The sequence below is a fragment of the Proteus sp. fly-1067 genome (genome assembly GCF_040139345.1).
In the GTDB taxonomy this organism is placed as follows: domain Bacteria; phylum Pseudomonadota; class Gammaproteobacteria; order Enterobacterales; family Enterobacteriaceae; genus Proteus; species Proteus vulgaris_B.
Genome location: NZ_JBEEUL010000001.1, coordinates 386361 through 403037, shown reverse-complemented (window position 1 = coordinate 403037; position 16677 = coordinate 386361). Strand labels below are relative to the sequence as shown.

The window sequence follows — 16677 nt, the reverse complement described above, 5'->3', positions numbered from 1 at the left end:
ATTGTGGATGGTCTATTTTTTTGCCATTTCACTAGGCTATTGCTGTATGAACACTGCTATGACGTTACCTATTCGTCTAAAAAGCCAGTTAATTACTTTTGCTCAAGGAATATTGACATTAGTACTTACGCTTTTTGGGCTTCTTGTAATTACTTTCACACTTTCTGCACTTTCCCCTGTTGATCCTGTTCTGCAAATTGTCGGTGATCATGCAAGCCTCGAAACATATAACCAAGTCAAACATGAATTGGGGCTAGATTTACCTCTCTATATGCAGTTTTTTCACTATGTAGAAGCATTATTACAAGGACATTTGGGTACAGCGACATCAACGGGTCAACCCGTTCTTGATGATTTATTATTGACTTTCCCAGCCACTCTAGAGTTAGCAACGGTCGCATTGGTTATTGGTGCCAGTTTGGGCATTTTATTTGGCGTATTATGTGCTCGTTTTGTCGGTACACCTCTCGATTTTGTTTTACGCATTTTGACGCTATTAGGTAGCTCTGTTCCTATTTTCTGGTTAGGTTTAATTTTATTATTAATTTTCTATGCCACACTGCAATGGACCGCAGGCCCCGGACGATTAGACGATATATATCAATTTACGATTGAACCTGTAACAGGCTTTGCGTTAATCGATACCTTATTAGCCGGTGATAAAGATGCCTTTTTTAACGCGTTATCACACCTTATTCTGCCCGTTTCTCTGTTAGCTTATTTTGCCCTTGCCTCTATTACTCGCTTAACACGTTCGGCCTGTTTAAACGAAATGAATAAAGAGTATGTCACCTTAGCAAGAGCAAAAGGTATTGGTGAGTTACGTATTCTCTTTTATCACGTATTACCCAATATTCGTGGTGTATTAATGACCATTATCGCCTTGTCTTATACCGGTATGTTAGAAGGTGCGGTATTAACAGAAACGGTCTTTTCTTGGCCGGGAATTGGTCGATATCTTACAACCGCACTTTTTGCAGGTGATACCACAGCCATTATGGGCGGTACTTTAATTATCGGTTTATGCTTTGTCTTTATTAATAATATGACCGATATCGTTATTCGTTTGACTGATCCGAGGCTCCGCTAATGTCACCTTCATTTTTAAGAAAAATAGCGCGTTCGCCTTCCGCATTTATCGGTTTATCGTTGCTTATTTTACTGTTAATTATTGCTATTTTTGCACCTTGGTTAGCCCCTTACGATCCCAATTGGCAACATGCAGCTCAACGCTTATTAGCACCCAACGCTGAACACTGGTTAGGCACCGATAATTATGGGCGAGATATCCTTTCACGTATTATTTATGGCACACGCCCAATGCTTGGTTTGGTGGGTTTGGTGGCTATTATCACCTTACCATTAGGATTGTTGGTCGGGATTTTATCGGGTTATTACGGTGGATGGACTGAACGTATTTTAATGCGATTCACTGACGTTGTGATGTCAATGCCTTCATTGATCCTAGCTTTTGCCTTTGTAGCAATGTTAGGCCCCGGTCTTCTTAATGGAGCATTAGCACTGGCTTTAACAGCATGGCCTGCTTATGCACGTCAATCTCGCAGTGAAATTCAACATTTGCGCAATAGTGATTACCTTGCTGCGGCTGAAATGATGGGAATAAAAGGTGTTCGTCTTTTATGGGGGCATATTTTACCGCTATGTTTACCGTCAGCCATTGTGCGTTTAGCGCTTAATTTAGCGGTGATTATTCTTGCTGCCGCAGGTTTGGGCTTTCTTGGATTAGGTGCTCGCCCTCCTATGGCGGAATGGGGAGCAATGATAGCAGAAGGTATGCCCGTTATTTTTGACCAATGGTGGGTAGCCGCTATTCCGGGTACAGCAATTTTGATCAGTAGTCTCGCCTTTAATTTATTAGGTGATGGGCTTCGGGATATATTGGGAGATACCCATGAGTAAAACACCTTTAATTGAAGTGAAAAAACTCTGTATTGATTATCCAACGGCAAGAGTGGTTAATAACGTCTCTTTTACTTTAGGCCAAGAGCGTTTAGCCGTGGTGGGTGAATCAGGCTCGGGTAAATCAATGACAGCTCGCGCATTAATGGGACTCGTGCGTCAACCAGGAAAAGTTAGCGCAGAGCAGCTCAATTTGATGGGAAATAATCTATTGAATTTTTCATCGCGCCAATGGAATAACACTCGAGGTAATACTATTTCGATGGTATTGCAAGATCCCCGTTATGCATTAAATCCGGTAAAAACCATTTATCAACAAGTGGAAGAGTCGGTAAAACGCCATCAAACACTTTCACGCCAAGATAGGCGACAATTGATTATCGAAATGCTGTTATCTGTTGGCTTTCCTGAGCAGAGTATTTACCGCTATCCCGGTGAATTATCAGGAGGAATGGGACAACGGGCAATGATTGCTATTGCGCTAATTAATAACCCAACAATTCTAATTGCTGATGAACCAACATCAGCGCTTGATGCCCAATTACGCCATCAAATTCTTGAACTGATTACCACCCAATGTGAGCAGCGCAAGATGGGTTTACTACTCATTAGTCATGATTTACCTCTGGTTGCTGAATACTGCGAGCGTGTAATGGTGATGTACCAAGGCGAACAAGTAGATGAACTCAATGCGAAAGCATTACCGACAGCCACACATCCTTATACGCGTACACTTTGGACATGTAGACCTAATGCAAGCACTTATGGCACACAATTGCCAGTATTAGATAGGACGCTTAATTTCAAGGAGCAACATCATGCTAATTGATATTCATGATTTACACGTTCAATTTGAGCAAGGCAAACAAGCAAAGCATGTTGTAAAAGGGATCAACTTACATGTCCAACAAGGTGAAACCTTCAGCTTAATAGGTCGTTCTGGTTGTGGAAAATCAACCGTTTTACGTGTCATTGCTGGATTATTGCCTCATTGGCAAGGTAGCATGTCACTTTTAGGGCAAACCATTAAACCACAGCAACGTTTTCAAGGCGCATTGCGCCGTAATATACAGATGGTATTTCAAGATCCCTATGCCTCTTTACATCCCCAACACCGTATTGAGCGTGCTTTTTCTGAACCTTTGAAAATTCATCAAATTCCTTTTGATAACAGCACAATTGAACAGGCATTAGCTCAAGTCGGCTTATCTGCGGACGTAGCAAGCCGTTATCCTCACCAACTTTCTGGTGGACAACGCCAACGAGTTGCTATTGCAAGAGCCCTTTTGCTACAGCCTCAATTGTTATTATTAGATGAGCCAACTTCAGCATTGGATATGTCAGTGCAAGCTGAGATCTTAAATCTGCTTAACACCCTAAAAAAACAGCATAATATGACTTATTTATTAGTGAGTCATGATGCCGATGTGATTGCTCATATGTCTGATAGAGCCGCATTAATGGAAAATGGCGAATTGACTCAACACTATGATAGAGATGCGTTATCAAAAGGAATACATCGTCTTGATTAACATGGAAGAAGTGATGTAATAAATAAAAAATCGCAGTATTAAAAAACACTGCGATTTTTAAAAATGCTACTGTGTCAACGATATTTAAACTAATAAGCCCGGAAAAATAGAACGCAAACCGGTCACAATAAACTCAATACCTAAAGACATTAATAATAAGCCCATTATACGGGTTACCACGTTAATTCCCGTTTGCCCTAAGTATTTCACTAATAGTGTTGCACTACGAAAAAGCAACCAACAGCAGAATGCAAAAAAGATACTGGTTGCGGCTAATCCCAAAAAGTTAGTAAAACCTTCCCAGCGAGAACTCCATACAATACAAGAACTAATTGCCCCAGGCCCAGCCATTAATGGTAACGCTAAAGGTACAACTGCAACACTATTACGTACGGCAGATTCATTTCGTTCTTGATTGTTTTGTTTATCTTCCCCTAAACGCCCATTTATCATGGTCATGGCAATTGTAACAATCAGCATCCCTCCCGCTATACGAAACGAGTCGATAGAAATACCGAAAATATTCAGTATAGAATCGCCGATTAACAGAGATGAAACCAAAATAATTGCAACGGAGCCATTTGCAATTAAATTTGTTTTGTTTCGCCCTGCATCCGTTTGATAACTCGTCATACTAATAAAAACAGGCAAAATACCAATTGGGTTTACAATCGCAAAAAGACCCACAAAAAATTTAATATAACCGGATAAATCCAGCAGTGCCCCCATGAAAAGCCCCTTCTTGGCTAATAAACATGCGAATTATTCTATAAAAGATAGAGTAACTCTAAAAAATCCGCGTTACTTTAAATCAATAAACCAGTTAATTCTATTAGTTAACAAGTTTTTACCTAAAATATTCTCTTGTAAACCGATAAAAACCTAGTGGTTTAATTTTATATCGAAATATGAGATACGACAAAAAAATCGTTGATGATTTTTTACATATGATTATCATTCTCATTAATAGCCATGCTGAAAGGTGTCAGCTTGTCAACTTTGTGATATATATCACGTTAATTAATTAGAAAGATGGTAAGCTCTTATCATTCGGAAAAAGAGGGTAATTTAAAAAATATATTTATGTTTATTGTTGTTTTTTTTAAGTTTTTTAAGCAAATTAGGGCTTCTAATTATTATTACTGAAATAAGTACGATGTCATCTATCTAGACTATTCTTATTAATGATGATCAAAACGGCTAATTTGCTTAAAAAATTTAACATTTTATCAGGAGTCTCTTTATGTCTGTAACTAACGTTACTGAACTCAATGATTTGGTTGCTCGTGTAAAAAAAGCTCAACGTGAATTTGCTAACTTCTCTCAAGAACAAGTTGATGCAATTTTCCGTGCTGCTGCATTAGCTGCCGCTGACGCCCGTATTCCTCTGGCAAAATTGGCTGTGAAAGAATCTGGCATGGGTATTGTTGAAGATAAAGTGATTAAAAACCACTTTGCTTCCGAATATATCTACAATGCATATAAAGATGAAAAAACCTGCGGGATCTTATCTGAAGATCTGACTTACGGCACAATGACTATCGCTGAACCTATTGGTATCATTTGCGGTATCGTACCGACCACTAACCCAACATCTACTGCGATTTTTAAAGCATTAATTAGCTTAAAAACACGTAACGGTATTATTTTCTCGCCACACCCACGCGCTAAAGAAGCAACAAATCGCGCCGCAGAAATCGTTTTAAATGCAGCTATCGCCGCAGGTGCGCCAAAAGACATAATTGGTTGGATTGATGAGCCATCAGTCGCCCTCTCTAACGCATTAATGCACCATGAAGATATCAACCTGATCTTAGCAACAGGTGGTCCAGGCATGGTTAAAGCAGCATATAGTTCAGGTAAACCTGCTATCGGTGTTGGTGCGGGTAATACTCCGGTTGTTATTGATGATTCAGCAGATATCAAACGTGCTGTGGCATCAATCTTAATGTCTAAAACCTTCGATAACGGCGTAATTTGTGCGTCAGAACAATCTGTAATCGTTGTTGATAGCATCTATAAACAAGTTCGTGAGCGTTTCTCAACTCACGGCGGTTATATGCTAACAGGTAAAGAATTAAAGGCTGTTCAAGATATCATCTTAAAAGACGGTAACTTAAATGCGGCTATCGTAGGTCAACCAGCAACAAAAATCGCTGAAATGGCCGGCATTGAAGTACCTGTAAACACCAAAATTTTAATTGGTGAAGTAAAAGAAACAACCGAAGCAGAACCATTTGCTCACGAGAAATTATCTCCATTATTAGCAATGTACCACGCTCAAACTTTTGAAGATGCGGTACATAAAGCAGAAAAATTAGTTGAAATGGGCGGTATCGGTCATACATCTTGCTTATATACAGACCAAGATAATTGTCCTGAACATGTTGCCTATTTCGGCGATAAAATGAAAACATCTCGTATCTTAATCAATACTCCAGCATCTCAAGGTGGTATTGGTGACTTATACAACTTTAAGCTTGCTCCTTCTCTAACCTTAGGTTGTGGGTCATGGGGTGGTAACTCCATTTCAGAAAACGTAGGGCCAAAACACCTTATCAACACTAAAACCGTGGCGAAAAGAGCAGAAAATATGTTGTGGCATAAGCTTCCTAAATCTATTTACTTCCGCCGTGGTTGCTTACCTATCGCACTGGAAGAAATTGCGACTGATGGTAAAAAACGTGCCTTTATCGTAACCGATAGTTTCTTATTCAATAACGGTTATGTCGATGAAGTTACTCGTGTACTGAAAAAATTTGGTGTTGAAACAGAAGTCTTCTTTGAAGTTGAAGCCGATCCAACATTGAGTGTTGTGCGCAAAGGCGCAGAACAGATGAACAGCTTTAAACCTGACGTGATCATCGCATTAGGTGGTGGTTCACCAATGGATGCTGCAAAAATTATGTGGGTTATGTATGAGCACCCAGAAACTCACTTCGAAGAATTAGCACTACGCTTTATGGATATCCGTAAACGTATTTACAAATTCCCGAAAATGGGTGTGAAAGCACAAATGGTTGCTATCACTACAACATCAGGTACTGGCTCTGAAGTAACACCTTTTGCGGTAGTTACTGATGACGAAACAGGTCAGAAATACCCATTAGCAGACTATGCATTAACACCTGATATGGCTATTGTTGATGCAAACCTTGTTATGAATATGCCTAAATCACTGTGTGCATTTGGTGGTTTAGACGCAGTGACTCACGCATTAGAAGCTTATGTTTCTGTATTAGCTAACGAATATTCTGACGGACAAGCACTACAAGCATTGAAATTACTGAAAGAATATCTGCCAGCAAGTTATCATGAGGGGGCTAAAAACCCAGTTGCTCGTGAACGTGTTCATAATGCGGCAACTATTGCTGGTATTGCTTTTGCTAACGCATTCTTGGGTGTTTGTCACTCAATGGCGCATAAATTAGGCTCTGAGTTCCATATTCCTCATGGTTTAGCTAATGCGTTATTAATTTCAAACGTTATTCGTTATAACGCAAATGATAACCCAACAAAACAGACTGCATTTAGCCAATACGACCGCCCTCAAGCTCGCCGTCGCTATGCAGAAATTGCTGACCACTTAGAACTTTCAGCACCGGGTGATCGTACTGCTGCTAAGATTGAAAAATTATTAGCATGGTTAGAAGAAATGAAATCTTCATTAGGTATTCCATCTTCTATTCGTGAAGCCGGCGTCCAAGAAAGTGATTTCTTAGCAAGAATTGATAAGTTATCTGAAGATGCGTTTGATGATCAGTGTACTGGTGCTAACCCACGTTACCCACTGATCTCTGAACTGAAACAACTATTATTAGATTCTTACTACGGTCGTGAATTTAATGAACATCCTGTTGTGGAAGTAAAAGAAGAATCAAAACCAGCTAAAAAAAGCAGTAAAAAATAATCGAGACACACTGTGTTAGTCTGATCCTCAAATAATCGATTATTTATTATTAATAAAAATTTGCTAATGAAGTGCCCTATAAATTTGGGCACTTTTAGTAAAGCGATATGTAAGGCCTGATTTCGATATTTAACCGGAGTCAGGCCTTTTCATTTTGTTTTACCACTAAATCATGGCTCAGCGATTTTTTAACCAAAAAATATAAGTAGTTACCCTTAATCAACATCAATTATTTTTTTATTAAGAATGGGATTTAGAATATTTAAGCCTATATAGCTTTAAATGAGGCGCTAAGCCATTTTCTTTTTCAGCTACCCTGTTGCATTAACCACCCTAAAAAAAGTTGTCTGTGTAAATTACAGCGCTTGTCTAACTCACTACCTTCTCCATTAGTTAGCATAATTATTTTATTTTGAACCAATTATCTTTATCGAATAGATCTAAAAAGGTATTTTTAAAACCAAGATCACCATTTATTCGTTAACAATGAGTTTTATTCTCATTAGAAAAGAAGAAAAATGAACATTTCGATCTATTTAGCTTTTAAATAATGAGCAAAATATATTGATATGAAATATTTCCACATCAACGTTATTAATAACATTCACTTTATAAAGCACATAATTTCAATAAAATATTATCAAAATACTGTATGCATATTGATAAAGTAATAGCTTAAGAAAGGTCGCTACTTGTCCATTTGACGGTTAAATTTACTCCTTTAGGAGTATAAAAAGTGCAGTCTTTTTCTTGTATTAAAATCCATAGAGTGAGACATACTATTTATTAGATAATGATTCAGGCAAACCAATAAGCATCATCAATAAGACTCGATATAAATGTTTCATTATGTTAAGCATAGATAAAATAAATAGATTTATAGCCCATTATGACTATTTTTATTCAATTTTATTAAACTATGAATAATATTAATGTATCAAATGTTTTTACGTCTTATCATTTGTAAAAAACAATATCACCATCACAAATTAGACACTCTACGTATATTTGATTATGTTTTTTTGATTAATGATAATGAAATCTATGAAATGAATAAATTTTCTCTTAAAAAAAGAATATTTCTTTACATAAGGACATCATAATGACCAACTTTTGATATAAAAAAAAACAATAATTTTGTTAAATTTAAAAACAGATAAACATTTTTTAGTATTAAGTAATATAAGCTTTTATTTGGACACTTATTTTAATCCCTCTTTCATCATTATAAATACGCAAAAGAGGGAAGAAAATGAAAAGATTACTCTTGCTCGATACTCCCTTTTAGCGTTGCCTGAGTATAATGCTTACGGCAAACTGAAACATATTTTTCATTTCCGCCAATTTCAACTTGAGCACCATCGCTCAGCACATTTCCTTTATCATCTAAGCGTAATACTTTATTTGCTTTTCTACCGCAGTAACACACCGTTTTAAGCTCTACTAATTTATCTGCCCATGCTAATAAATACGCACTACCTGTAAATAACTCACCTCTAAAGTCTGTTCTTAAACCATAAGTAAGAACCGGAATATCATAGGTATCCGTTATTTCACAAAGTTGTTCTACATGAGCCTTACTTAAAAATTGGCATTCATCAATTAATACGCAATGAATAGGTTGTTTGTTATGCTCAGCAACAATAACATCGCGAATATTCATATCATCACTAAAGAGCAATGCGTCGGCACTTAAACCGATTCTTGAACTAATTTTTCCCTTTGCAAAGCGTGTATCAATAGCCGCTGTGAAAATCAATGTACGCATTCCTCGCTCATTATAGTTATAAGAGGATTGCAATAACGATGTTGATTTTCCAGCATTCATAGCTGAATAATAAAAGTAAAGCTGAGCCATCAGCTCTCTCCTTAAATAGTGTTTATTTTCACGGGCGACAGTCTAACATAAACAGTCTGCAAGTTATCAATAACGAGTATTTATTACCTTTATTTCTATTCTAGATATACCATTCAAAGATGAGAGTCATTGTTAATGCTAATTTTTGCTTAAAAAATAAATAGCTTTAATAAGTACTTAACATATTAAAACACGCCTTGATATACGTTTATTAAAGTATGAAAGTTAACCCCAACTCATTTTTTGAAAAAAGTCCGTTATTATAAAAAAATGAACAAAGCTTTCTATTCTTTTACATTAGCGCTATCATCAGTTAAAAGATGCATTTCCTTACTCATATTTCCTTTATTGACTAAAGATACCTCAACATTTATTATTTTTTTCGTTGAGATAATAGTTTAAAAAAAAGAAATTTTACGTAAGGTTTGTATTTAGGTATTGCAGAAATTTAAATAGCAATCTATTATTAGTATTACATCAGCCAACAACATTTATTTGAGACCAGGAAAATGAGCGAATCTTTAAAAATATTAAATAACATCCGTACTCTCCGCGCACAAGCAAGAGAAACTTCTTTAGAAACTTTAGAAGAAATGCTGGAAAAGCTCGAAGTTGTTGTTAATGAGCGTCGTGAAGAATTCTCATTAGAAAAAGCAGCTGAAGAAGAGCGTGTTCAGAAATTACAAAAATACCGTGAAATGTTAGAAGAAGCCGGTATTGACCCAACAGACTTACTTGAAGCAAGTGCTGTTAATAAAACTGGCCGTGCTAAACGTGCAGCTCGCCCAGCTAAATATTCTTACGTTGATGAAAATGGTGAAACTAAAACTTGGACAGGCCAAGGTCGTACACCAGCTGTAATCAAACGTGCAATTGACGAAGAAGGCAAATCATTAGAAGATTTCCTTATCTAATTTAAGTCAATATTCTATTTGAAATACCCTTTTAATTATTTAAAAGGGTATTTTCTTGTTTACTCCTTATATTAAACAAGCGTTTAATTTTAATATGTGCTGATGTTGTTTGTATATAAAGTTGGAAGACAGAAATAAAGAGTGTAAAAATCACACTATTGACTTTTATTTATAATGAAAAAGGAGCTTTTATAGCTCCTTTTTTATTCGCTTCAATTAAGCCAACAGTTTTAGTTTCTATAATAACTTAAATACCAATCAACAAACTGTTTTACACCATATTCTACATTTGTATTTGGTGAGAAACCGGTGGCCTGAGATAAATCTTGGCAATCGGCACAGGTAGAAAGGACATCACCATCTTGCATCGGCATTAAATTTAGTTTTGCTTTAATATTTAATGATTTTTCAATTGCCTTAATAAAATCCATCAGTTTTGTTGGTTGCCCATTACCTACATTATAGATTTTATAAGGCGCAGAACTGGATGATGTCTCGCCCTTTTCTACCGTCCAGCTTTCATCCGCTTTGGGAACAATATCAATTAAACGAACAACTGACTCTACGATATCAGCCACATAAGTGAAATCGCGTGTCATATTTCCGCCGTTATAAACATCAATAGGCTCACCAGCAAGCATTGCTTTTGTGAATTTAAATAATGCCATATCTGGACGTCCCCAAGGACCATATACAGTAAAGAATCGTAATCCAGTTGTAGGTAATTGATATAAATGCGAGTAACTATGAGACATTAGCTCATTAGCTTTTTTAGTTGCTGCATATAATGAAACAGGATGATCAACACTATCTTCCGTTGAGAACGGTTGCTTTTGATTTAAACCATATACAGAGCTTGAAGAAGAATAGATAAGATGTCCTACTTTATTATGACGGCATCCTTCTAATATATTAATGTGACCGACAATATTTGCATCAATATAGGCCATTGGATTTTCAATTGAATAGCGGACTCCCGGCTGAGCCGCTAGATGAATAACACGATCAAACTGATGAGTTACAAATAATTGAGCCACTTTTGTTGAATCAACAATATCAATTTTCTCAAATTGAAACTTTTCTAACTGTTGTAATTTAGCTAATCGAGCTTCTTTTAAGCGTACATCATAATAATCATTGAGATTATCTATTCCAACAACATGGTAACCCATTTCAATTAAACGCTGACTTAAATGAGAGCCAATAAACCCCGCAGCACCTGTTACTAATATTTTCATATTATCACTCAAATAAACCCAATTAATTATTATTCACGTAAACGTTATCATGCTTAATATCACCTTGATTAAACATCATAACGCTTAACATCATCATACTTTACAAAAATCAGTATGGCTCAATACATGGTTGCATTGAGCCATACCTTAATCTCTTGTGATCACTTTATCTAGCATTTCTCACAAAATCATTTGTCTATAACACAATGTATTCGCAAGAACCATACAATAAAAACCGCTATACAAAATGATTATTACTCAGTGCCATTTCACTCTACTTTCAATGATTTTATCCATTGTGCGAAATCTTCACCAAACTCTTCGTGCTGTATGCCGTATTCTACGAATGCTTTCATATACCCTAATTTATTACCACAATCGTGGCTTTTTCCTTGTAGGTGATAAGCCTCAACGGCTTCTTTTTCAATCAGCATCGCAATCGCATCTGTTAACTGAATTTCATCACCCGCACCTGGCGCTGTTTTTGCCAATAATGGCCAAATACTTTCAGATAACACATAACGACCCACGATAGATAAATTCGAAGGCGCTTCTTCTTTTTTCGGTTTTTCAACAACACGAGTAATTGGTTTGCTATCACCTGGGCATAAATGTTCTCCCATGCAATCAACAATACCATAGTTAGAGACTTCATCTTCGGGTACGGGTTCAACTAAAATTTGGCTTGCCCCAGAGCGCTCAAAATGGGAAAGCATCTCTTTCAGGTTAACTTTAGTTAAATCTGCACTGTATCTATCTAAAATGACATCGGGCAGAATAACCGCAAAAGGCTCATCACCGATTAAAGGTTTTGCACATAAAATAGCATGGCCTAATCCTTTTGCGATCCCTTGACGAGTTTGCATGATAGTGACATGACTTGGGCAAATACCTTGTACTTCTTCTAGTAACTGGCGTTTAACTCGTTTTTCTAAAATAGCTTCTAATTCAAAACTGGTATCAAAGTGGTTTTCAATGGAGTTTTTAGAAGAATGTGTGACAAGGACAATTTCATTAATACCCGCTGCAATACATTCATTAACCACATATTGAATAAGTGGTTTATCAACCACAGGCAACATTTCTTTCGGAATTGCCTTAGTTGCAGGTAACATTCTTGTTCCTAATCCAGCAACAGGGATCACCGCTTTTCTAACTTTACGCACTGCTGATGACATTATATTTCTCCTGCAATTCGTACCGTTCTATTTTCAAATATGAATGGGTACATTAAAAAATAATCGCCAGAGTATACCAGCTAATATCTAAGGATAAACAGAGCCCTACCGCTTAATTGAGATAGTTCTTCATTTATGTTTAATATATGCACGATATTCTGTATTTATTTAATCTAAATTTAACTTTTATAGATAGGGGAAAACATTAATTTAATCTGATTTGTATTATCCCAAATCTTACATTGCCAATTTGTTCCTTCACATTTTATTTGGTTAATATATAAAAGTTGCAAAGTACCTAAGGGAACACCGCTATTCAATTCGAATTTTTTACTCTCTGTTTTTATTTCAGCTCGTAATCCTGCTGATGCCAATAATATATTTTTTTTCTGTGTATGATAATACCCTAAAGTGATAGGAAACTGCCCTTTTACACCTATTTCATTCAGCATCTTATTAAGTTTATTCAACATGTTATACATGCTTGGAAGCGAACGATTTTTTTCTGATGATTTTAATACATCATTAAATACAACTCGTAAGAGTAAAGCGACCAAAAGCCCATTTTCGTCGTCCCGTGATATATCAACACAATAAAAAATAATTTGATCTTCTGATAAAGCGGCAATGTCAAATAACAATCCCATTTTAGCAATATCATTTAGCTGACGATAATTAACACAATATCCCGCTACAACTTGTTTAACCTGAGGTTGCATCTGTTTTATGAACGACTGAATATAATGTGTATCTTTTCGCAAGCTATTCCAAAGAGGTTCTAAATGTATACCTTCTATTAATACTGATTCAAAAAAACCTGGGCATAATACTTCAATAACTTTTTGTTTTAATTTATCGAGATGTGTTATTGGCTTAAGAAAAATTTCTTGTGCCCCTAAACGCAACATATCATCTACTTCAGACATATTATCTGTACATGAAATAGCAATAACAGGAATAGCAAGTTTACGTTGTTCAAGGTGACATAAAAACGTAGGGCCATTCATAACTGGCATACGAATGTCACATAAAATAAGGTCGGGTAATAATCCCTTATCTAATAAAGATAACGCTTGGCTGCCATTATCTGTTGTATAGACACACGCTTTTTCATGTGAGAAATATTCCGTCAGCATAGTGCGAAAAACAACCTCATCATCAATTATCAAGATTTTTTTACCCACTAAGGCTTTATTCATTGGTTACTCCAGTAACTATCGTTTCACATGCCGATTAATTAGCGATACATTACTAGTTTAGTTCAACATTGACGTTAATTATTCTCAATCATTACTTTTTTCAATCTATGGGAAATCGTCATACTAATAACGTGAGTTAGGACATTATTTTGTCGAATTTATGCCCCTGTAATAGCCAATTATTCTTCTCTGATTGCTGTGAGCCTTACCATTTGGAGCAGAAAAATGCCCCAACAGCAGAAGCATTAATGCGGTCGCGTTATAGCGCGTTCGTTAAACATAATGCTAATTACTTAATAAAGACGTGGCACCCCTCTTGTCGTGTTGCATCCTTGCATGATGAATTAACTTCCGGCTTTCCAAATACACAATGGCTTGGACTCAATATTATCTCATCGCAAGCGAGCACAAATAAAAATGAGGCATACGTTGAATTCTCGGCTTGCTTTATTGAAAGAAATGCCGATGATAAACAGTACTTACATGAACGATCCCGTTTTCTAAAAATAGATGACTGTTGGTTTTATATTGACGGTGTGAAACCAAAAGTAGGACGAAACGATCCCTGCCCTTGTGGTTCAGGGCGTAAATACAAAAAATGTTGTGAAAATAACATCAAATAATTGCAAACACAGAAGTAAAAGAAAGGATTTATCCATACATGCAACACCAAAATACTCAAAAAAAAATACTCCGTACTATTTGCCCTGATGCAAAAGGCCTAATCGCAAAAATCACCAATATTTGCTACAAACATCAATTAAATATTGTTCAAAATAGTGAATTTGTTGATCATCGTACTGGTCGCTTTTTTATGCGCACTGAGCTTGAAGGCATCTTTAATGATGAAACTTTTCTTGCTGATTTAGATGATGCATTACCGCAAGGTTCTCAACGTGAATTGAATACCGCAGGTCGCCGTCGCATTGTAGTTATGGTGACAAAAGAAGCACATTGCCTTGGCGATTTGTTAATGAAGAGCGCATTCGGTGATCTAGATGTAGAAATTGCCGCTGTTATTGGTAATCATGACACGTTAAAACATTTAGTAGAACAATTTGGTATTCCTTTCCATCTTGTTAGTCATGAAGGATTAACTCGTGATCAACATGATGAAAAGCTAATTGCACAAATTAATCAATACAAACCTGATTACGTTGTACTCGCAAAATACATGCGTGTATTAACACCTGCATTTGTACAAAACTTCCCGAATCAAATTATCAATATTCACCACTCCTTCTTGCCTGCCTTTATTGGTGCTCGCCCTTACCATCAGGCTTACGAACGCGGAGTCAAGATCATTGGTGCTACTGCTCACTACGTAAATGATAATTTAGATGAAGGCCCAATCATCACACAGAACGTAATTAACGTTGACCACACATTTTCTGCAGAAGATATGATGAGAGCTGGTCGTGATGTTGAAAAAAATGTACTTAGCCATGCTTTATATTGGGTACTTTCACAACGCGTCTTCGTTTATGGTAACAGAACGATTATTTTATAAGTTCTCAAATCATTAATATTGAATACATTATGATTATCTAAAAATAAACCGCGATACAAAACATATCGCGGTTTATTTTATCTTCTATTAATTTTTACGTTTTCGCTTAAAATCAATACGATAAAGCATAAAAGCTGAACAACATGCGTATTTTTACAGCAAACGATCTACTTTTAGTAAAATAGCGCTTTACAGATCTTCGGTATTTGGTATTATTGCGCCCGCTGTCACGGACAGCAAAACAATTTAATGTTGGTGGGATACCCAAGCGGCCAAAGGGAGCAGACTGTAAATCTGCCGTCACAGACTTCGAAGGTTCGAATCCTTCTCCCACCACCATCTCTTCTTAGCTTCATCCTAATAGACTTCTTTATTCCATTTTTCCAATCAAATCAATAAAACGATTCAACACACTTGAGTGATACTTAGATTTATAAATATAACAGTTGTACAGTAATGTAGGCTGGGTTAAAGGGATAAAACAGAGCTCTCCGTCATACTCATCTTTCAATGGGTTTTCATCTGTAAATAACAGAGAATGGTGCGTTTGAATAAAACGTAAACAACAATTAAGATCGTCCATCATTCTAACGCAAACAGGTTTTCCCCCATCTCTTATTTCACTCTCTAATTTTTTTATTTTAGCTGTTTTGTATAATGCGGGATCACATAACCAAATATTTTCACTTAAGAGTTTATCAATATTTTTATTAACGCTATTAGCAATCTCTCGCTGACAACAAATCCCCAAATACTTATTGTCTATTTTATGAATAAGACTAAATTTTTCACTAATAATTTTTTCTGAACTTAATATTAATGTATTTCCATCATAGTCAGGTATTTCATCAAAGCTTTCTTTTGAGAATCTCATTATATTTATATGAGAATAATTTTTATTAGCCGCCTGATAAAGTTGTGTTAAATACTGGCTTTTCCCCCAATCATAATAAACATGAATACTATTATTAATAATACCTGAGGTATGTTTTTTTGTTATCTCTTTTTCCTGAAGATAAAGTGATTTTAAATCATTATAAAGCTCAAGCCCTTCTTGCGTTAAGCTCATACCAAACTTCTCTCGCTTAAATAGACGCTTTCCCAATACTGCCTCAAAGTCCTTTATAGACTTAGCGACTGGAGGTGTCGTTCGATTCATAACACGAGCAGCTTTACTTAATGAACCATTTTCAACTACGGCCATAAAGGCTTCTAATTTACGAGAAAAAAACATAATTCACCATTCCTTTGCTGTGTTGAACAAATAATTTCATTAATTCATTTAATGTAAATAAAATATAGATTAATTAATTTAAAAATTAATTTTATATAAATATGGTTTTATATAAATATCTCCTTACCTCCTTTTAATGAATACAATTTATAACTGCAATGCTATTTTTATTATGTCATTATTC

General features: G+C 36.0%; 14 protein-coding genes and 1 tRNA gene. 9 read left to right on the top strand and 6 right to left on the bottom strand.

Annotated features, from left to right (window positions below):
• Positions 1-46 precede the first annotated feature (46 nt).
• Genes ABN217_RS01855 through ABN217_RS01840 form a run of 4 tightly spaced genes read left to right on the top strand, consistent with a single transcriptional unit; the run spans position 47 to position 3452 of the window.
• A complete protein-coding gene (locus tag ABN217_RS01855; protein ID WP_196554117.1) occupies positions 47-1090 on the top strand; it encodes an ABC transporter permease in 1044 nt (347 codons plus the stop codon).
• Complete coding sequence (locus tag ABN217_RS01850; protein WP_072068296.1) at positions 1090-1920, top strand: ABC transporter permease; 831 nt, start codon at positions 1090-1092, stop codon at positions 1918-1920. The genes ABN217_RS01855 and ABN217_RS01850 overlap by 1 nt, the downstream gene beginning before the upstream one ends.
• Entirely contained in the window at positions 1913-2749 is an 837-nt protein-coding gene (locus ABN217_RS01845) for an ABC transporter ATP-binding protein (protein WP_072068297.1), read from the top strand. Before ABN217_RS01850 ends, ABN217_RS01845 begins: the two co-directional genes overlap by 8 nt.
• A complete protein-coding gene (locus ABN217_RS01840) occupies positions 2739-3452 on the top strand; it encodes an ABC transporter ATP-binding protein (RefSeq protein WP_197269106.1) in 714 nt (237 codons plus the stop codon). The genes ABN217_RS01845 and ABN217_RS01840 overlap by 11 nt, the downstream gene beginning before the upstream one ends.
• An 84-nt stretch (positions 3453-3536) precedes the next feature.
• Here ABN217_RS01840 and ABN217_RS01835 read toward each other — a convergent pair whose 3' ends face one another.
• Positions 3537-4181, bottom strand: coding sequence for a YchE family NAAT transporter (locus ABN217_RS01835; protein ID WP_072068299.1), 645 nt, complete (start codon positions 4179-4181; stop codon positions 3537-3539).
• Positions 4182-4695: 514 nt separating this feature from the next.
• Between ABN217_RS01835 and adhE the strand changes: the two genes are divergently transcribed.
• Positions 4696-7362, top strand: coding sequence for a bifunctional acetaldehyde-CoA/alcohol dehydrogenase (gene adhE / locus ABN217_RS01830; protein ID WP_196554115.1), 2667 nt, complete (start codon positions 4696-4698; stop codon positions 7360-7362).
• A gap of 1261 nt (positions 7363-8623) precedes the next feature.
• Here adhE and ABN217_RS01825 read toward each other — a convergent pair.
• Positions 8624-9220 carry a thymidine kinase gene (locus ABN217_RS01825; protein ID WP_072068301.1) on the bottom strand — a complete coding sequence of 199 codons (597 nt, stop codon included), beginning with the start codon at positions 9218-9220 and terminating at the stop codon, positions 8624-8626.
• A gap of 509 nt (positions 9221-9729) precedes the next feature.
• Here ABN217_RS01825 and hns point away from each other — a divergent pair.
• Positions 9730-10134, top strand: a complete 405-nt coding sequence (gene hns / locus ABN217_RS01820) for a histone-like nucleoid-structuring protein H-NS (RefSeq protein ID WP_072068302.1) — start codon at positions 9730-9732, stop codon at positions 10132-10134.
• 230 nt (positions 10135-10364) lie between these two features.
• On the opposite strand, the gene ABN217_RS01815 is transcribed toward hns, so the two are convergent.
• From ABN217_RS01815 to rssB, 3 genes are all read right to left on the bottom strand, one after another.
• Positions 10365-11372: an NAD-dependent epimerase gene (locus ABN217_RS01815; protein ID WP_196554114.1), complete on the bottom strand. Its 1008-nt coding sequence runs from the start codon at positions 11370-11372 to the stop codon at positions 10365-10367.
• A gap of 269 nt (positions 11373-11641) precedes the next feature.
• Positions 11642-12550 carry a UTP--glucose-1-phosphate uridylyltransferase GalU gene (gene galU, locus ABN217_RS01810; RefSeq protein ID WP_072068304.1) on the bottom strand — a complete coding sequence of 303 codons (909 nt, stop codon included), beginning with the start codon at positions 12548-12550 and terminating at the stop codon, positions 11642-11644.
• Positions 12551-12729: 179 nt separating this feature from the next.
• The gene (rssB, locus tag ABN217_RS01805) at positions 12730-13749 is read right to left on the bottom strand and encodes a two-component system response regulator RssB (protein WP_109407653.1); all 1020 of its coding nucleotides are present in this window, start codon (positions 13747-13749) and stop codon (positions 12730-12732) included.
• Between the two features lie 149 nt (positions 13750-13898).
• Here rssB and ABN217_RS01800 point away from each other — a divergent pair, with 149 nt between their 5' ends.
• From ABN217_RS01800 to ABN217_RS01790, 3 genes are all read left to right on the top strand, one after another.
• Positions 13899-14372 (top strand): YchJ family protein, encoded by a 474-nt coding sequence (locus tag ABN217_RS01800; RefSeq protein ID WP_196554113.1) that lies wholly within the window; start codon positions 13899-13901, stop codon positions 14370-14372.
• Between the two features lie 38 nt (positions 14373-14410).
• The gene (gene purU, locus ABN217_RS01795) at positions 14411-15259 is read left to right on the top strand and encodes a formyltetrahydrofolate deformylase (protein WP_198624260.1); all 849 of its coding nucleotides are present in this window, start codon (positions 14411-14413) and stop codon (positions 15257-15259) included.
• 254 nt (positions 15260-15513) lie between these two features.
• A tRNA-Tyr gene (locus ABN217_RS01790) sits at positions 15514-15598 on the top strand.
• Between the two features lie 31 nt (positions 15599-15629).
• On the opposite strand, the gene ABN217_RS01785 is transcribed toward ABN217_RS01790, so the two are convergent.
• Positions 15630-16493: a LysR family transcriptional regulator gene (locus tag ABN217_RS01785; protein ID WP_072068307.1), complete on the bottom strand. Its 864-nt coding sequence runs from the start codon at positions 16491-16493 to the stop codon at positions 15630-15632.
• Positions 16494-16677: the final 184 nt, after the last annotated feature.